This window comes from Cloacibacterium normanense (genome assembly GCF_002943105.1).
Lineage (GTDB): Bacteria > Bacteroidota > Bacteroidia > Flavobacteriales > Weeksellaceae > Cloacibacterium.
The window spans coordinates 307,623-326,280 of the sequence record NZ_PTPZ01000003.1 but is presented as its reverse complement, the minus strand read 5'-3'; the positions used below and the strand labels follow the sequence as shown (position 1 = coordinate 326,280).

14 protein-coding genes are annotated in these 18,658 nt (G+C 42.5%); all 14 read right to left on the bottom strand.

All coding sequences use genetic code 11. The features are described from left to right. Nucleotides 1-90: 90 nt before the first annotated feature. Nucleotides 91-411 carry a DUF6660 family protein gene (locus C3729_RS06960; RefSeq protein ID WP_133159951.1) on the bottom strand — a complete coding sequence of 107 codons (321 nt, stop codon included), beginning with the start codon at nt 409-411 and terminating at the stop codon, nt 91-93. 200 nt (nt 412-611) lie between these two features. Next, a complete protein-coding gene (locus tag C3729_RS06955; RefSeq protein ID WP_221404903.1) occupies nt 612-3,527 on the bottom strand; it encodes a multicopper oxidase domain-containing protein in 2,916 nt (971 codons plus the stop codon). 7 nt (nt 3,528-3,534) lie between these two features. Further along, the gene (locus C3729_RS06950) at nt 3,535-5,661 is read right to left on the bottom strand and encodes a heavy metal translocating P-type ATPase (RefSeq protein WP_104793482.1); all 2,127 of its coding nucleotides are present in this window, start codon (nt 5,659-5,661) and stop codon (nt 3,535-3,537) included. 10 nt (nt 5,662-5,671) lie between these two features. Continuing rightward, the gene (locus tag C3729_RS06945; protein WP_260204487.1) at nt 5,672-6,118 is read right to left on the bottom strand and encodes a heme-binding domain-containing protein; all 447 of its coding nucleotides are present in this window, start codon (nt 6,116-6,118) and stop codon (nt 5,672-5,674) included. A 16-nt stretch (nt 6,119-6,134) separates the two neighbouring features. Next, nucleotides 6,135-7,340 (bottom strand): efflux RND transporter periplasmic adaptor subunit, encoded by a 1,206-nt coding sequence (locus tag C3729_RS06940; protein ID WP_104793480.1) that lies wholly within the window; start codon nt 7,338-7,340, stop codon nt 6,135-6,137. 11 nt (nt 7,341-7,351) lie between these two features. Continuing rightward, a complete protein-coding gene (locus C3729_RS06935) occupies nt 7,352-8,602 on the bottom strand; it encodes an efflux RND transporter periplasmic adaptor subunit (protein WP_234111124.1) in 1,251 nt (416 codons plus the stop codon). After that, complete coding sequence (locus tag C3729_RS06930; RefSeq protein WP_104793479.1) at nt 8,599-9,846, bottom strand: TolC family protein; 1,248 nt, start codon at nt 9,844-9,846, stop codon at nt 8,599-8,601. Before C3729_RS06930 ends, C3729_RS06935 begins: the two co-directional genes overlap by 4 nt. Before the next feature lie 18 nt (nt 9,847-9,864). Then, complete coding sequence (locus C3729_RS06925) at nt 9,865-11,823, bottom strand: efflux RND transporter permease subunit (protein WP_069797739.1); 1,959 nt, start codon at nt 11,821-11,823, stop codon at nt 9,865-9,867. A gap of 2 nt (nt 11,824-11,825) precedes the next feature. Beyond that, complete coding sequence (locus C3729_RS06920) at nt 11,826-13,109, bottom strand: efflux RND transporter permease subunit (RefSeq protein WP_069797737.1); 1,284 nt, start codon at nt 13,107-13,109, stop codon at nt 11,826-11,828. 14 nt (nt 13,110-13,123) lie between these two features. After that, the gene (locus C3729_RS06915) at nt 13,124-13,747 is read right to left on the bottom strand and encodes a DUF3347 domain-containing protein (protein ID WP_104793478.1); all 624 of its coding nucleotides are present in this window, start codon (nt 13,745-13,747) and stop codon (nt 13,124-13,126) included. A 26-nt stretch (nt 13,748-13,773) separates the two neighbouring features. Continuing rightward, nucleotides 13,774-14,157, bottom strand: a complete 384-nt coding sequence (locus C3729_RS06910) for a hypothetical protein (RefSeq protein WP_069797733.1) — start codon at nt 14,155-14,157, stop codon at nt 13,774-13,776. A gap of 768 nt (nt 14,158-14,925) precedes the next feature. Beyond that, nucleotides 14,926-15,924, bottom strand: a complete 999-nt coding sequence (locus tag C3729_RS06905) for an IS4 family transposase (protein ID WP_317615412.1) — start codon at nt 15,922-15,924, stop codon at nt 14,926-14,928. 9 nt (nt 15,925-15,933) lie between these two features. Next, the gene (locus C3729_RS13370; protein WP_260204486.1) at nt 15,934-16,098 is read right to left on the bottom strand and encodes a DUF4372 domain-containing protein; all 165 of its coding nucleotides are present in this window, start codon (nt 16,096-16,098) and stop codon (nt 15,934-15,936) included. Nucleotides 16,099-16,489: 391 nt separating this feature from the next. Further along, complete coding sequence (locus C3729_RS06900; RefSeq protein WP_104793477.1) at nt 16,490-18,646, bottom strand: glycoside hydrolase family 97 protein; 2,157 nt, start codon at nt 18,644-18,646, stop codon at nt 16,490-16,492. Between the last annotated feature and the right edge of the window lie 12 nt (nt 18,647-18,658).

Genomic DNA, 18,658 nt, shown 5'->3' with positions numbered 1-18,658 from the left:
ACAAGAAAAGCATGTTCCGTATTGTCTACGAAAATGAGCGACTATCAGATAGTCGTAATGTCCTACGGAAGGAATCCGAAGGAAAGAGAATTAACCTATTTTGGGAGGTTGCCAGATACCGACAGTATGGAGGACTGCGTAGTTGTAATTCTTTTCAGGAAGAGTGTCTTTAATTAAAAGAGCAATCTTCTCAGGGAGTAATTTTTTCAGCAGCATGACAGTCATTGACATTCCACAACAGTTGCAAACGCAGAAAGGCGTACAAAGATCAGCATGCTGATCCTGACCTTGCTCTAAATGAACGTTTTCTGCCAAACAAACTTTTTCGCCTAAACCTTTCGCAGCATCGCTGCATGGTACCATCGTTAGTACCATGAAGAATAAGGAAAGAAAAAAGGAAAAAATTTTCACGGTGCTAATTTAATAAAAATATATTTACTTGAACTTATGTCTTAGCTTATATTACTGCAATGATTCCTCAGGTTGTAGGCTGGTATTGTTTGCCTCATGAGAATCTGTGGTTCCGGCGGTCGTTATACGCTGTAAAAAAGAGTGCAACCGGTCTTTATTTGGCAGCTGCACTCTTTAAAATTGACACACTAAAAACTCCTTTAATAGTTCAGTGTAATCCCTGCACCCCAGCTCATATCGCTGTCGTAGTGGGTTGAGATTCCGATATTTTTTGTGACGATATATTTAAGACCTGCCATATATTCTTTGTCGGTATTGACCATGAATGCCCCGCGCAAACGCGCAGTCAACGGAATGTCTTCACGTTTCAGCTGGAACCTTACAATTCCGTCTGTAAATATTTCTGCCTGCAGGTCCACCAACATCGGGAGTTTATACATGATACCAGCGCTGAAAGTTTTTCTTTCATCTTTAGTAGATGCCTGTCCAAAAAGGTTTTTTTCGATATTATTCCTGTCAATCTTTCTATAATGGTAGTTAAATCCGATAAATGGTTTCAGCCACTGCATACGGTCCACATACCTGCCGAGTTGGGTTTCCACCTCGTAGCCGTGATGGGGATTGTAACCTAAACGCCATTCTGTTCCCAATTCCCAGCGGGCATTTGAAATTCTCGCCATCCCGTCGTTACCATTGGTGGCGAAATCGTTTTCGGCCATCAGGTGCCACATGTTACTTTCGCGCTGAAGTTTTTTATAAGCTGAAGCTTTATCCGGCAGCAAAGGATTCTGATAATCGCCTACTGCAAAAACACGGTTCATCCCTGCCATCATGTGATAGAGGATGTGACAGTGGAAGAACCAGTCCCCATCCGTTTTTGCTTCAAATTCTATGACATTGGTTTCCATGGGCATAACATCCAACACATTTTTGAGGGGTGCCTGAACACCATTTTTGTTGAGTACGCGGAAATCAAATCCGTGCAGGTGCATCGGGTGGCGCATCATCGAATTATTGAATAGAGTAATGCGGAGAATTTCGCCTTTCTTCACCAATATTTTGTCCGATTCTGCCAGAACTTTATCGTCCATGCTCCAAACGTAGCGGTTCATGTTTCCCGTAAGGGTAAACTTGAGCTCGCGCACGGGACTGTCTTTCGGGAGTGAAGTGTCATAGGGCGACTTCATCATTCCGTAATTCAATGTCGTAATCCCTGACGCAGGCATCTGGTGCTTTGAATGATCCATTTCCGCATCATTGTTGTCCATCTTGTCCATTGGCATTGCTTCATTATTTTCAGCAATAATTTCAGGATACATCACCTGATTCATATCCATGGTCTGGTAACTCATCTCCATGCCCATATCCTTCATGTCACCGTTCATCTTCATCATGTCATTCATCATCTTCATTCCTTCAAAATATTTGAGTTTGGGTAAGGGTGCCTGGGCTTTTTTAATTCCTTCGCCAATGTAAACGGAAGCCGATTTTGTGCGGTCTTCGGGCGTAACAAGGAGTTCGTAGGAGGTGTTTTTTTCAGGAATTTCCACTACGATATCCACCGTTTCGGAAACCGCAAGGATCAGACGGTCAACTTCTACCGGTTCAATGTCCAATCCATCACTGGCCACTACTTTAATTTTTCCTCCTGCATAATTGAGCCAAAAATAGGAGGAAGCACCGCCGTTGGCAATTTGAAGCCGCACTTTGTCACCGGCTTTGTATCCTGCCAGCTGGCTTTCGGTTTTCCCGTTAACCAGAAATGCGTCATAGTAAACGTCGCTCACATCCATGGCCAGCATGCGCTTCCACTCATTGGTAAGCTTGGTTTTGAAATGTCCCTGTTTTATGGCTTCAGAATAGCTCTGCGTAGCGCCCTTCTTGATTGCGAACCAGTCGTTCGCATTGCGGAGCATCCGCTGAACATTATTGGGGTTCAGGTTTGTCCACTCGCTCAGGATAAGGTGCTCCGTGGGCAAATTATCAATCCCCGGTCGGAAAGTAGGATCTTCGGGACGTTTTTTCAGAATCATCATCCCATACATTCCAATCTGCTCCTGCAGACCAGTATGTGAGTGATACCAGTGGGTTCCGTTTTGGATGATGGGAAAGGAATATGTATAAGTGGATTTGGGTGGAATGGGTTTTTGGGTAAGCCAGGGAACCCCATCTTCTTTATTTGGTAGATGAAGACCGTGCCAGTGCAGAGAAGTTTCTTCATCCATTAAATTATGGACAATCACTTCCGCCGTATCGCCCTCATAAAACTCCAGCTTTGGCATCGGAATCTGCCCGTTTACGGCAATGGCGCGTTTCTGTTTGCCCGCGAAATTTACCAGGGTGTCTTTCACATAAAGATGGTAGGTCACTTTGCGTCCGCCTTTTAGGTGCTTTTCAGGCATCGGCATGACCATTTTGTGTTCACTATGCATCTGCATGTTTCCATGTGCAGAATGATCTTCCTTCTTTCCTTTTTGAGGCACCAGATTCATACCGCACTTGGGACACTTTCCGGGTTTGTCCGATATCACCTCGGGATGCATCGGGCAGGTGTACATCTTTTGCGCTTCTTCATGCTGATGCGCATCTGAAGTTTGATGTTCCGGGGTTTTGCCGGTAGCCTGATGCCGGCCGCTTTCCTTCTGAGGGACCAGATTCATACCGCACTTGGGACACTTTCCGGGTTTGTCCGAAACCACCTCGGGGTGCATCGGACAAGTGTACATCTTTTGCGCTGCTTCATGCGGATGGGGAGCAGTTGTTGAATGTTCCGGCGTTTTGACGCTTGTTGGATCTTTCGGTACTGCTTTAGTCTTTGGCATCACCGGTTTTTTAACTTCCGCTTTTGTCTTTGTTTTTGCAGGGGTCACTTCAGGTTTCTGAATCGTAGTTTTTTTAACTGCGGTGGCCTTTTTAGGAGCGGGCGCGGATTTGGCCGCCGTTTTTTTCTCAGTAAGGGTTTTCTTCACCAGGGTCATACCGCAAATGGGGCAGTTACCGGGTGCTGATTTCACCACCTGCGGATGCATCGGGCAGGTGTAAACAGTTTTGGTGCTCTGTGAATAGGTATTTATGGATATTGCCACAAACATTAAGAGCGATAGTAGGTATTTCATTTTGTGATTATTTAATTTTTAACAAACTTGCATTAATGGCAACCACTATGGTGCTGACACTCATCAGTACAGCACCCATGGCTGGACTCAGGACAAATGTAGGATACAGAACACCCGCAGCAAGTGGAATAGCCACGACGTTGTAGCCCACTGCCCATACGAGATTCTGGATCATCTTGTTGTAGGTTTTCTTTCCAAAATCTATCATTTTCACCACGTCTAGAGGGTCACTGTTGACCAGAATAATATCTGCGGTTTCGGCAGCAACATCAGTTCCGCTGCCAACTGCAATGCCTACATCTGCTGCTGCCAAAGCCGGTGCATCATTTACGCCGTCACCTGTCATCGCAACGATTTCCCCTTTATCCTGAAATTCTTTTACTTTTTCCTGTTTGTGGTGCGGAAGTACATTTGCCAAATATCCGTCCATTCCTAATTGCTTTGACACCGCCGCCGCTACCTTTTCGTTATCACCTGTAAGCAGGAATGATTTAATGTTCATGCTTCGAAGTTGGTCAATAGCTTCTTTTGCGCCTTCGCGAATGGTATCTGCTAAAGAAACAATACCCACTGGCACATCATCAATCAGAATAAAGTTCACTGTTTCTGCATCCTGGTTGATTTCTTCCGGAATGGCAGGTACCTGTTTATTGTTTTGAACAAAATAATTAGGACCGGCCGCGACTACCGATTTACCACTAACCATTCCTGTAACTCCAATTCCCTGCATGTAGCGGAAATTGTCTGACTTCCATAGCTCCAGTTTTTTCTCAGAAAGGGTCTGCATGATTCCTTTTGCAATGTGATGTTCGGAGTTCTGCTGCACTGCTGCTGCATACTGGAGTAAATCGTTTTCCGAATAGTGTTCCGTTAGAGGAATGATTTTCTGCACAGTGTGGGAACCTTTCGTAAGGGTGCCGGTTTTATCGAAAATAATGGTCGATAATTTTCTGGTGGTTTCAAAAGCCGTGCGGTTTCTGATGAGTAAACCATTTGTCGCTGAAAGTGTAGTGGAAATGGCCACCACCAGAGGGATTGCCACTCCTAAAGCATGAGGGCAGGCCGTTACCATTACCGTTACCATCCGTTCCAGAGCAAAAGCCAAATCTCCCATGGTGATGTACCAGTAAGCGAAAGTTCCTACTCCCACCACAATTGCTACTATAGTAAGCCATTTGGCTACTTTATCCGCCAGATTCTGAGTGTTCGACTTTGCTGCCTGCGCATCCTGAACCAAATTAATGACCTTATTGAGGTACGAATCCTTTCCAACCCCTGTTGCTTTTATCTTTAAAGCCCCGTCTCCATTGATAGACCCTGCGATAACCTTTCCACCGGACTCTTTTCTTACAGGAACACTTTCTCCGGTCAGCATGCTTTCATTTAAATAGGAACTGCCCTCGACAATCAGACCGTCAGCGGCGACTTTTTCGCCCGGTCTTATGATTACTGTATCTCCGTTTTTCAGCTGTTCCAGTTTTATTTTAACCGGACTTCCGTTATGCTCGACGGTTACGTCATTTGGTAGCAATGCCACTAAGGATTGTAACGCTTTTGAAGCTGCCATCTGTGAACGCATTTCGAGCCAATGACCCAGAAGCATGATGACAATTAGGGTGGCGAGCTCCCAAAAGAAATCCATGCCCGGCAGCCCGAATACGACGGCAACGGAATAGACATAAGCTACGGTAATCGCCAAAGCAACGAGCGTCATCATCCCAATAGCTCCGGCTTTCACTTCGCCCAAAAACCCTTTGAAAAAAGGCATTCCACCGTAGAAATAAATAATACTTCCCAAAACCAACAGCACGTATTTATCGCCTTGAAAAGCTATGGTGAAACCAAGCCACTGCTGAATCATGTGGGAAAGCAGCAGCACCGGGACAGAAAGTACCAGTGTAATCCAGAATCTTTTTAGAAAATCCGGAGTATGATGACCTGCATGTTTGTCAAATCCCGCCGCTGAACTATCAGATTCTAAGTGATGATCATGATTCTGATGATGATGGCTGTGTTCGTCTTTTTCAGGTCGGGCGGTTCCTCCCAAGGGAATTAAGTTCATTCCGCAAAGTGGACATTTCCCCGGTTCGTCCTTCAATATCTGGGGATGCATGGGACAGGTGTATTTTTTCATGATTTTCGGTTTATTGTGGGTTTGTTCTTGAAGTAAAAAAATCTAACAGCATCTTTCTTTCCTCTGCTGTTAATTTGGAATCACTGTGCAACAGTAGATAAGATTTTAAAGGCATTTCTTTTTTTTCAATCTGGCTAATTATGCTTTTTATTTTTGCTTTTTTACGTCTTTTTGAATAGTTATTGAACTCATCAAAATTGAGTTCTTCTTTGCCTTTTTTAATATGCCGGGCCATGAACCACGCGCCCGGCTGTAATACCGAATACCAGGGATAACGGGTATTATTTGAATGACAGTCATAGCAGGAAACTTTAAGGATTGCAGCCACGTTGGCGGGCACCTTTTCGGTTTTTTCAAAACTTTGACCTGGCGGAACGGTGGAGACATTTCGCTCCACCGGTATGACCTGAATGACTAAAACAATAGCCACCACTAGCACCGCCAGCCAGCCTATCATATTCAATTTTCTCATATTACATGGTGCTCATATCGTGACCCGCCATGGGATCAGCTCCTTTCTTGAATATGTATTCACTGTTCAGCAGGTAAGCCCCGGAAACCACCACTTCGTCTCCCGCTTTAATTCCGGAGGTGATTTCTATTCTGTCTTCATATTCGAGACCCGTTTCCACCATTCTGTTTACGAAGGTATTCTTCGCGGTTTTCACCCAGACCGTGGAGGATTTACCATCCCTGATTACTGCATCCACAGGCATTGAAAGGCCATCGCGGGATTTGTTTTCCACCAGAACATATACCGGCATTCCGGGTTTCAGGAGATTTCCTTGGTTGGGGACGGAAACGCGGACCAGATTTATCCTGCTGGAGGCGCTTATTTCAGGGTTTGTAAAATCAACCTTCCCATTAATCTTCAGATTATCCAGATCGGGAATATATACGGTGACCTTGCTGTCTTTCTGAAGGAGAGCCATTTGGGAAGAATAGACCTGCGCCTCTGCCCAAAGCGATGAAAGATCTGCCAGATTCACGATGGTGCCACCTTCGGCAAGATAATCGCCTTCGGCAATGCTCAGATCGGTGATGTAACCGGCTGCATTGCTGAACACAGTAGTGGTTGGCGTGGCTTTTCCTGATCTTTCCAGCTGTTTGATCTGGCCTTCGGACATTCCCCATAAATAAAGCTTGTTGCGGGAACTTTGGAGCAACTGATCAAAATCAATGGAAGTATTGCCGACAAACAGTTTGCGTCTTTCTAATGCCAGCAAATATTCCTGCTTTGCATTATTGAGTTCTTCACTGTAAATATCGACCAACGGCGCCCCCTTCGGAACAAAATCGCCAATGTTTTTATAATACAACCGTTCAACTCTGCCCATTACTCTGGAACTTACTGCCTGCATTTGGTACTGATTAAAATTGAGTGTTCCAGTCAGGGTAAGTTTGTCGGCCATAGACCCATCAGATAGCGCGACTGTTTTGATATTCCCAAGTTTAACCTGCTCGTCATTCAAAACAATTTCGTTAGGATCCGCATTCTTTTTCTTCTCCACAGGCACCAAATCCATGTGACAAATGGGGCATTTTCCGGGTTTATCGGAGACTACCTGCGGGTGCATGGAACAGGTGTAGTAGATATCGTGGCCGGCATGCGGATCTTCCTCCTTTTTACAGGAGTAAAGAAAAACCAGCAAGGCCAGCATTAAAATATTAAATTTCATCTTATCAATTTTTATCTGTTAATTTTTATGAAACTTTCGCTGTCCATCAGGTACTGTGCATTTTCGGCAACTCCATCTTCAGGAAGCAAACCACTGACGATCTGAATTTTATCGCCTACCACCGCGCCGGTAACAACCTTGTGGGCAATAAAACCGCCTTCAACTTTTTTGAACGCTATTTTATCAATCCCCAAAGAAACCACCGCTGATTTCGGCAGCCAATCTGCCATTCTGTTGTGGCTCATAATCTCCGCTTTAACCTGACTTCCGACAGGAATTTTTGCGGTGGAATTATCAAAATAGACGCGCGCCGTTACGGTTTTGCTGCCCTGCCTGAAAAAGGGTTCAATAAAACCGATGGTTCCTTTGAAGCGATTTTCAGGATTGGCTTCCGGGATGATCATGACTGACTGTCCTTTGCTGACCAGTGCAATGTCTTCAGAGAAAATATTGATCAGGGCCCAGGTTCTGTTGGGATTGTAGACACTGAAAATATTCTGTCCTTTCTGGAGATACATTCCCTCTTTTAGGGGTAGTTCAGCGGTGGCTGCCGTATTTGAAGCCATTGCGGGTGCAGATTGTGGTGATGACCCCATGCTTCCGGCCGATCCTGCCTGCTGAATGTGTCCGCTGTAATTGCTGAAAACCGGAACTGTGAGATCAGGTTTCCCTCGCTGGATGACTTTCTGTATCTGTGAAGCCGGCATTCCCAAAAGAAGGAGTTTCTGGCGTGAAGCATCGATCATTGTTTTGTTTGAGCGGTCATTTTTAATAACGAAGAGCAGGTTTTGCTGTGCGGTTAAAAGTTCCGGGCTGTATATATCTAAAATACGCTGGCCTTTGGACACTTTCTGGTATTTATACCGCACATAGAGTTTCTCGATACGGCCCGCAACGCGTGAGGAAATACTACCAATCTGTCGAGTATCGTATTCTACCGTCCCTAAAGCATCAACCGTGGTGGGTATGTTTTCTCTTTTTACTTTTATTACGGGCTGTTCCGACACTACAAATTCATTGGTTGGTTTCAACAGATCGTCGAGTTTAATCCCCTCTTCCTTTTTTTCAGGGGCATCTTTCAGGACCAAATCCATCCCACATTTGGGACATTTGCCGGGTTTGTCTGAAATCACTTCCGGGTGCATCGGACAGGTATAAGTATGCATTGCAGCTTCTGCCGAGTGCTTATCTTCCCAGAACTTAACTTTGTCACACGCCGTCAAACCAAATAAAAGCATAGTGAATATTATAATTTTTCTCATCTTCTTTCAATTAAGCGGTCAATTTCAGTTTGCGTCTGCAGTGCTTTGGTAAGGATCTCGAAATATTCCAGTTGGGCCATATTCAGCTGTTCCCATGCGTCATATAACATGAAGAGTTCTTCCGTATTCTGCTCATAGCCCAACTGCATGGATTTGTAGTTGTTTTTTAAGGCCGGAATAATGGTGTCTTCATAGAGTTTCAGCTGATTTTTATTCAGATCCAGTTCATTGCGCATTCCGTAGGCCATTCCGCTGTATTCGTTCACCATCATTTCTTTCTGTGCCTGCAAGGCTTCTTCTTTCAGTTTCAGGCTTTCAATATTGGCTTTATTCATGCCTGAAGCCCAGGATACGAAAGGCAGTTTTGCCATCAGCATCAGAGAAAACTGCATGGGCTGGCCACCAAAACCAAACATGTTTTCGAACTTTACGCCAAATTCCGGCTTTAGATTCTGCTTTTCCAGATCCTGTTTGAGTCTGGCAATATTAATTTCCCGGTCGATGCCACGCAAGTCACTTCTGTTCTGCTCAAAAAGATCCTGACCAAAGGTCTTCAGGGAATAATCGTTCAAGTTGTACTCAGGCAGGATTTCCAGCGGTGCGAACGCGTCTCTTCCCATGAGGGCATTCAACCGGATGCGGTTGACGCGCAGGTCATTCTCATACATGAGCTGCATGTTTTTTGAACTTCCGAGGGCCGCTTTGGCTTTGTAATAGGCGGATATTTTGGAAAGTCCGTTTTTGTACCGGATTTCGGCGTTTCTAATCATAAAGTCCAGCATCTTTTCGTTTTCCTTAACGACCTTCAGCTTTTTATCCAGGACAATGGAACTGTAATACAGTTTTTTTGCATCCTGAAAGTTTTCATTGAGGGCGGCATAAAGTTTTTCCTTTTCTACAGCAGACATTGCCTTCATCAGATTTTCGTTGGCGTTGAGTTTCTTTCTGTTAGGAAACATCTGTTCCACCGAAACTGCTACTGAGCCCATGCCGAGCATATCGCCGTCGCGCTGCCAGAGTTTTGCATTATAGGGCGTCATGAAGAAACCTGCTCCTACGGTTGGAGGCATCCAGCTTCTTGCTCCTTTTGCGGCAGCATCCATTGACCGGATTTCGGCATTGTACATTTTTACCACCGGATGGTTGGCTGCGATACTGTCCATTACTGCGGGCAGGGACATTTGCTGAGCATCAATGGTAGTGTAAAGGAAGGCCAGTACTGCTGTTATTATTAATTTTTTCATTTTGTAATCATTTAAGGATTAATGGGCAGCGTCGAGGACGTCAATTTTCCCTAGTTTGTTCAGTTCCCATTCCTTCTGCATATAAAAGATAATTGGTGTTACCAAAAGGATGTGAATGGCCGAAGTGAAAACACCACCAACCATCGGCAATACGATTGGTTTCATCATATCACTTCCCACGCCGTGGCTCCACAGGATGGGTACAAGCCCGAAGAGGGTCACGCAAACCGTCATAATCTTTGGTCTTAATCTTTTGGCTGCACCATGAATGACATATTCACGAAGTTCTTCATTGGTGATGGTCTCCCTTGAGTTGCCATTTTTTGCAATAAGCTGAACCATGGCGTCGTTCAGGTAGATGACCATCACGATTCCGGTTTCCACCGCAAGTCCGAATAGGGCAATAAATCCTACTGCTACTGCTACGGAAAGGTTCACCCCCCAAATCGAAATCATAAAAACGCCCCCGATTAATGCAAAAGGAATACTGATGAGATTAAAAAAAGCTTCGCGGTAAGAATTGAATGCAAAATACATGGAGAGGAAAATCACGACCAATACCAGTGGCATAATCATTTTTAAGGTCTGCTCACCCCGAATCAGGTTTTCATACTGGCCGCTCCATTCCACGAAATAGCCTTTAGGCATTTTGGTGACCATGCTGTTGAGTTTTTTCTGTGCTTCTGCTACGGTACTGCCTAAATCCCGATCACGGACGTTGAACAGAACAGTTCCGCGTAACATGGCATTTTCAGAATTAATCATTGGTGGACCTTCTGTAAGGCGGATGTCCGCCACTGCACTCAGTGGGATGGAACCAAATTCCATGGTCTGCATAGGCAGTCTTCTCAGTGACTCCAGATTATTTCTGAAATCCTGGCCGTACCTGGCGTTTACCGAGAATCGCTGTCGGCCTTCGACGGTGGTGGTTAGTTTCATTCCGCCAAGGGCACTTTCTACGACTGCATTTACATCATCCACGCTTAGCCCGTATCTTCCTACTTCTTCGCGTTTCACTTGAATGTCCACATATTTTCCGCCGGTAATCGGTTCGACATACATGTCCTTGATCCCTTCAATTCCTGTGAGTTCCTTTTTAATCTTTTCTGAAAGGACGGCAATACTGTCCAGGTTCTGTCCGTATACTTTTACGCCCACATCCGTTCTGATCCCGGTTGAAAGCATATTGATTCGGTTGGAAATCGGCATGGTCCAGCCATTGGTTACGCCTGGAATCTGCAGTTTGGCATTCAGCTCATTGATGAGATCATCTTTTGTTTTGCCCTCGCGCCATTCGCTTTGCGGTTTCAACAAAATAATGGTTTCAATCATGGAGATGGGTGAATTATCTGTCGCCGTGTTGGCTCTTCCGGCTTTTCCGAGGACATGATCCACTTCCGGAATTCCCTTAATGATTTTATCCTGTACCTGCAGTAATCTTTTGGCTTCAGAGTTTGAAATATCGGGAAGGGTAACCGGCATAAAGAGCAGGGATCCTTCATCCAAAGGCGGCATAAACTCACGTCCAAGGTTCATTATCATTGGAATACTGATGAGCAGTGCCAAAATATTAATTCCCAGCGTGGTTTTTTTCCATTTCATGCACCATCTTATCAGCGGTTCGTAAATCCGTTCCAAGCCTCTGTTTATTGGGTTTTTATTATCGTCCTTAAATTTTCCCTTCATGAAAAAGGAGATGAGCACCGGGGCAAGGGTAAGCACCAGGATTGCATCAACAATCAGGATGAATGTTTTAGTGTACGCCAGCGGATGAAAAAGTTTACCTTCCTGACCGGTCAACATAAATACCGGGAGAAAAGAAACCACGATGATTACCGTAGAAAAAAATACGCCTCTGGATACCTGTAAGGATGATTTTTCGATAATCTTCAACCGAATGTCTTCGGGAATTTTAACGTAACTGTCTTTCTCCTTCTCTTTTTTTCTGAATATATTTTTAAACCAGTTGGTCTTCATTGTTAGGGGGTTTTATTTTGTTGATGGTTCTGCCAATCGGAGAGATTTTTATATGCATTTTCAGACATGATAATTCCGTTATCCACGATCACCCCAATTGCCAGCGCAATTCCTGTAAGGGACATGATATTGGAGGAAAGTCCAAACGCATTGAGCAGAATAAAACTGATGGCAATGGTGACTGGAATCTGAATGATGATGCTCAATGCACTTCGCCAATGGAATAGGAACAGAATAACAATGATTGCCACCACGATAATTTCTTCAATCAGCTTGGTTTTAATATTGTCTATTGCCCCTTCAATCAGCGTACTGCGGTCGTACGATGTCTTGAAGGTGACGCCTTCAGGGAGTCCTTTTTCAACGTCCTTCATTTTCTCTTTCACATCGTTGATGACCTTATCCGCATTTTCGCCATACCGTGCCACCACGATACCGCCCACGACTTCACCTTCACCGTCCGCATCAAAAATACCCAGCCGAAGATCTCCACCCATTTGTACCGAGCCAATATCTTTCACCCGCACGGGAATACCGTTGTAATTTCCCACCGCGATTTCTTCGATATCGGCTACATTCTTAATGTAACCAAGTCCACGGATGACGTAGGCCATATCGGCCATCTCAAATTTCCGTCCCCCTACATCGTTGTTGTTAGCCTTTACCTTATTCATCACCTCCATGAGGGAGACGTTGTAATACTGCAATTTTACAGGATCTACGATAAGCTGGTACTGTTTTTCGAAGCCGCCAAAGGATGCCACTTCCGCGACACCGGGAACCGTCTGCAAGGCAAATTTCACGTACCAGTCCTGGAGTGCGCGCTGGTCTCCCAAATCCATTTTGGGTGCATCAAAATGGTACCAGAAAACGTGACCAACACCGGTGCCATCCGGTCCGAGCGTAGGGGTGACATCTTGTGGGAGTAAACGCTGCGCATAATTGAGCCGTTCCATTACGCGGGTTCTGGCCCAATATATATCCACATTATCTTCGAAAATAACATATACGAAGCTCATCCCAAACATGGAAGAGGCGCGGATGTTCTTAATTTTCGGAATTCCCTGAAGGTTACTGACCAGAGGAAAAGTCACCTGATCTTCAATAATCTGGGGACTTCTGCCCATCCACTCGGTAAAAACGATGACCTGGTTCTCACTCAGATCCGGAATGGCATCGATGGGATTGTCCCTTACCGCAAAAATACCCCAGATAAAAAGGCCGATTGCAATCAGCAAAACGAAATACCTGTTGCGGAGGGAGAGTTTGATTAAATTTTGAATCATGATTTAGAATCTATTTACTTAATTTCTTCCTGAACCTCACCACATGAAGCCATTTTTTTGCCGTAATAAGGGTTCTTGATCTCGCGTGAATCGCTGAGCCAGAAGGCCCCTTTGTTGTCATTATACATCGGGCAGAATATTTTGTACACCGTTTTTGATGTTCCGAAGTCTTTCAGCAGGTCGTAAAAATCTTCACTCATTAAATCCAGATGTTCGCGCTGATGATCAATGTTTCCGGCATTATCCGCAATATGCTGTGCGTGTTCCTTAATGCTTGATTCCAGTTCTGCATATTCTTTTTTCTGTTCAGCGGAAAATCCGTTTTTGTTTATTTTAGGCAATGCTTCCAGAATTCCTTTGGCTGTATTAACTGCTTCTTTATCATCATCACCTGAGAGTGCAAATGTAAGGTGGGTGTAATGGGAATAGAGTTCTGTAAGATTTGCGGAAGTTTTTTTTGCGTCAATCACGGTTACCTTTTCATCCATAGGCATATCGCCCATTGTTGAATTGTCAGACATCATGCTCATATCGTGCTGCATGGATGTTTCAGTAGTGCTTTTCTGTTCTTTGTTTTCTTTACAAGAAGTGAGTGCCAATGTTCCGATTGCCAAAAGGCTGAATACTAGTATTTTCATTATTTTATAAGTTTAAAGGTTATTTATTATTTATTAAAAAAGGCTTCGTAGTTTGCTTTGTTTTCGAAGTACACGACATTGTCGTTTTTATCGGATATCGCTATAATTGCGGTTGCTTTATCGATGAGTTGATGAGAAATCGGATCGTATGCCATTCGTGCATTTTCTTCCTGCGGGATTCTCAGTTTGCAGTTTTCGCAGCAGCCGTAATACGTTTTACCTTCGTGCTGTACTTCGAGTTGTTTTTTACCCATATAGGCGTTATTTACCATACATACCTGATCGTGCGGAACAATGTCGCCGGTGGTGAACTTTGCGACCGAGATTTGGGTGTTTTCAGCTTTTGAATTGTTGCAGGAAACGAGAAATACCGATGCAAAAGCCAGTATTCCCAAAAGAATATTTTTCATTAAATTTTAGATTACAGGTTAATTTTAAGTTTCCTTGTTAAGAAACTGCTTACGAACATTCAGATCTTCAAAAGAGTCCTCGCTCCAAAAGGAAAATCTTTTGTGAAAGATTTACTTTTAAAGGAAAAGTTGAAGTTCAAAGGAATATACAGCGCTGATAAGTCATCAGGGATAAAGTGTTAAAAACACTTCACGACCGGACATAACTCGGGCTGTAAGAAAGAAGTATTACCCTATTTTGGGCGGTATCCAAACGGTATGGAATCCACCAGAGTAATGGGGATTCTGATAATAGAAATTGGAATTGTTGCTATAATAGCCGGAGTCTTCATTTTTAAAATCCTCTAAAAATTTACTATCCGCTAAAAAAGTGTATTGAGCAGAACTGCAAAGGTTTCCGCTGCAGTTTCCTGAGCATCCTTCAGTTTGACAATTGTGTGATTTGGGGTGACAGCATTCGTCTTTGCAATCGCCACTGTCGCAAGATGGGTGGATCGTCGCGAATGACTGTTTGATGAAAGTTTCCGTATGTGCCCGGTTTTTAAAAAGCTGCTTCTCCTTTTTGCTGCAAGCTAAAGATATCCCCGGCGCCAGAAATAACGCGAGTGTAAAGGAAAGGAATAGTATTTTTAAATTACCGTGCATTATAAAGTAAAACAGTACAAATGTAGGAAATATTTTTGAAGTTTCAATACTGTCCTAAAAAAAAAATTATTAAAAATAGAAACAGCCTAAATACCTATTTTACATTTAGCTTTACATTTAATTTCAAAAAAGAACCCCTTGATAATAGTTTTTGGGGGTTTCAGGCGGTTGCTCAAATGGTTTGTCGAGCCAAAATTGAAGATTAATTTTAACAAAAATATTCAATCGGATAAAAGCTACCAGATTTGATAATTGCCAATTATATTTAGCGATGGATTTCAGGTATTTCAGAATGAGAATAGAGATAAGTGCAGTCCAGATTTGGATTTTCACTGCATTTTCAGAAGTTCCAATGAAGGTTTTGATGTGAAGCAACTGCTTGATATCTCTAAAAAAGATCTCAATTTGCCATCTTTGCTTGTATAATTCTGCTATGGTAGAAGCAGCCCAAGAGAAATTATTGGAAATCATTTCAATGGTTTGCTTGTTTTCATTATCCCAAATAGCCACTCTTCTTAATTTTTTTGGATATTTTTCTTTGGATAAAGGATTTGAGAGTACTATTTCTTCGTCTTTTAGGATGCTTTGAGCTCCTTTTGGTGGAAGTTCTCGTTCCTGTAAAGTTTCAAATTTCAGATTTTCTTTATGTCTTATTACGAAGAAAATACCTTTGCTGTCCCAAATAGAGAGCATTGGAAAATCGTTATAGAATCGGTCTGCAACAATGACTGCTCCCTTTTCCAAAGGAATGTTTTCCGCTCCCTTGTTATCAGCAACACTTCCTTTGGTAATATTCACATAAACAGGAAGTTTCCCGTCATATTCAAGTAAGGTATGCATTTTCACGGCTCCTTTTTTAGTTCGATATGTTGCCCAATCGAACAAAGACAGGCATAGAGAAATAAGGGTAGAATCTAATAAATAGACAGGAACTTTTATTTTGAGTTTTATCCGTCTTTCTTTCGTGTGCTGTCCTAATTGTTCTAATAGTTTGAAATACACGTCTTTAAACAAATCTGCATCTCGTTTTCCATTCTGGTAGCTAATAGAAGATTTGGAAGGTGCTGTTTTTATCCCTAAATGATTCAGGTTTCCTATGGCACTGCGAAGCCCGTTGGAAATGTCCCGAACCTAAGTGCTTTTGGCAAAATGACAGAAAAGCATAGAAACTAAGTGGTTACAACTATCAAATCCTTTATTTCGGTAATCGGTTTTCTTCTCAATTACTATTTTTTTGAAAATCCCTCGGTCTATTTTTGAAATGATTTGGGAAAATAATGTTAATTTTGAATCCATAAGAAGGTTTTTTTGTTGTGCAACCTCAAAGATACTTTGAGTTACTTTAATTCCTTCTTATTTTTTTATTTAGGACGCTATTGGAAGTCGTACAATTAAAAGATTGAAAAAATTATATGGTGTAAAATCACTTTTTCAGTTAGGTATTGCAGTAGAAAGTAGAGACTTTATCTAATTAAATAAACTAAATTTTTAATTCTAATGTTTCATCTTTTTAAGATACAACGATAGAGTAAGTCCAACCACTCTGAAACGAGTGTTTTTTTGCACTTTCTCTATCGTTGTATATAAAATTTTATATTGGTATTAAAACATAATAAAAAAAATTTGTATACCAAATATCTATAAATGTTGCTAAATCAAATTAATCATTGAAAACTAAATCCTTAGATTATAATTTTAATAATCCTTTAGTTTCATTCTTATTCAATACAGGTATTATACTTATGGCATAACCACCACCAGCAACTGATATTTGTTCTAATTTTGATTTATTTGTCACTATCACTTTACGAATATTGTAAGCTTGAGGATTTTTAATATAATCCGCATCTTTTGCATCAGAATAAATGGTTGCGATATATTGTTTACCGGCATCTAAGAAATCCAGAGAAATTTTTGATGTAAATGGGGTATAACCGGCTACATTTCCTACAAACCATTTGTCAGAACCTTTAGCTTTTCTGGCAACGGTAATGTATTGTCCTGGTTCTGCTTCCAAGTATTTGCTCTCATCCCAATCTACCGCCACATCTTTGATAAATTGGAAAGCGTCGGCAAACTTCTCGTAATTTTCAGGGAAATCCGCTGCCATTTGTAATGGGCTGTACATCGTTACATATAATGCCAATTGGTTGGCGATAGTCGCATTAACGTGGGAACCATTGGTAACATCCATCTGGAAAATCCCGGGTGTGTAGTCCATAGGTCCACCAATTAATCTGGTAAAAGGCAAGATTGTTACGTGGTTCGGGTTGTTTCTGTCACCACCAAAAGCCTGATATTCTGTTCCTCTTGCAGCTTCGTTCCCGATAAGATTTGGATACGTTCTCGCAATACCTGTTGGGCGAACAGCTTCGTGAGCATTGACCATAATTTTATAATCTGCCGCTTTTTCTATCGCATACTGAAAGTGGTTGTTCGTCCACTGGCTGTAGTGTGTTTCGCCTAAAGGTAGGATGTTTCCTACATAACCACTTTTTACGGCGTCATAGCCGTATTTGTTCATTAACTTATAGGCTTCATCCAAGTGTCTTTCGTAATTTCTTACGGCTCCAGAAGTCTCGTGATGCATAATGAGCTTTACCCCTTTTGAATGGGCATAAGTATTAAGTGCGGCAATATCAAAGTCTGGATAAGGTGTTAAGAAATCAAAAACATAATCTTTATCGTTCCCAAACCAATCTTCCCAGCCAGTATTCCAGCCCTCTACCAAAACGGCATCGAATCCGTTTTTCGCAGCGAAATCAATATATCGTCTTACATTTGAGTTATTAGCACCGTGTTTTCCATTTGGTTTAGCTTTGGCATAATCGGTGATTCCTAATTGTACAGACGGAAACTCATCGGTATAAGCCCAACTGCTTTTCCCGGAAATCATTTCCCACCAAACTCCAACATATTTGGTTGGCTTAATCCACGATGTATCGGTGATTTTGCTAGGGTCATTCAGGTTATAAGTCATTCTAGATGCTAAGATCTTACGGGCATCATCGCTCACGATAATCGTCCTCCAAGGTGTGTGTCGTGGCGCTTGCATTTTACCTTTGTCGCCGTGAGAATCTGGCGTTAACCAAGATTCAAACACCAGATTTTTATCATCCAAATTAAGGTGCATACAAGAATAATCTATTAAAGCTGCTTCGTGCAGGTTGATATAAACACCATCTGCTGTTTTCATCATCAATGAAGTCTGAACACCAGTTGGCGAAAATGAGGTTTGAGAAGCATTCCCCTTTTGATAAGCTTTATCCATTAGTCCTCGGATTTCGGAGAGTTTGGATGTTGTATAATTGTATTCCTGAGTATCATAATCTCCTGGAATCCAATAGGCAGTATGGTCTCCTGTCATTGCAAACTGGGTTTTTTCTTCTTTAATGGTAAAATAAACCAGATTTTTCTGTTGTGGAAACTCATAACGGAATCCCAAACCGTCATCAAACAAACGGAAACGAACATCCACTAAGCGGTCTGTTCCTTTTTGCTTTAGACTGATTAAAATCTCGTTATAATGGTTTCTGATGCTTTTTTCCTCGCCCCAAACTGGCTGCCAGGTTTCATCAAAAGAGGCTGTTTTTGAGCCAACAACTTCAAAATTATTATTTAAAAAATTTCGGGGATCGTTTGCCTGAGCATCTTTGGTCGTCAACACAAATCCAAGTTTACTCGGTTTTACAATCTCTTTTCCTTTATAATTTAACTGATAGGATGGATAACCACCACTCTGAACAGAAAAATTCATAACGAATTTTCCGTTTGGCGACTGTAGTTTCTGAGCAAAAACAAGGCTTGTAAAACTTATTGCAATTAGCAGTAATAACTTCTTCATTTTCTATTAATT

Bases quoted from the DNA above. Each gene is read 5' to 3' on its own strand.
- C3729_RS06955 (WP_221404903.1), bottom strand. From the start codon at position 3,527: ATGAAATACCTACTATCGCTCTTAATGTTTGTGGCAATATCCATAAAT.
- C3729_RS06950 (WP_104793482.1), bottom strand. From the start codon at position 5,661: ATGAAAAAATACACCTGTCCCATGCATCCCCAGATATTGAAGGACGAA.
- C3729_RS06945 (WP_260204487.1), bottom strand. From the start codon at position 6,118: ATGATAGGCTGGCTGGCGGTGCTAGTGGTGGCTATTGTTTTAGTCATT.
- C3729_RS06940 (WP_104793480.1), bottom strand. From the start codon at position 7,340: ATGAAATTTAATATTTTAATGCTGGCCTTGCTGGTTTTTCTTTACTCC.
- C3729_RS06935 (WP_234111124.1), bottom strand. From the start codon at position 8,602: ATGAGAAAAATTATAATATTCACTATGCTTTTATTTGGTTTGACGGCG.
- C3729_RS06930 (WP_104793479.1), bottom strand. From the start codon at position 9,846: ATGAAAAAATTAATAATAACAGCAGTACTGGCCTTCCTTTACACTACC.
- C3729_RS06925 (WP_069797739.1), bottom strand. From the start codon at position 11,823: ATGAAGACCAACTGGTTTAAAAATATATTCAGAAAAAAAGAGAAGGAG.
- C3729_RS06920 (WP_069797737.1), bottom strand. From the start codon at position 13,109: ATGATTCAAAATTTAATCAAACTCTCCCTCCGCAACAGGTATTTCGTT.
- C3729_RS06915 (WP_104793478.1), bottom strand. From the start codon at position 13,747: ATGAAAATACTAGTATTCAGCCTTTTGGCAATCGGAACATTGGCACTC.
- C3729_RS06910 (WP_069797733.1), bottom strand. From the start codon at position 14,157: ATGAAAAATATTCTTTTGGGAATACTGGCTTTTGCATCGGTATTTCTC.
- C3729_RS13370 (WP_260204486.1), bottom strand. From the start codon at position 16,098: ATGGATTCAAAATTAACATTATTTTCCCAAATCATTTCAAAAATAGAC.
- C3729_RS06900 (WP_104793477.1), bottom strand. From the start codon at position 18,646: ATGAAGAAGTTATTACTGCTAATTGCAATAAGTTTTACAAGCCTTGTT.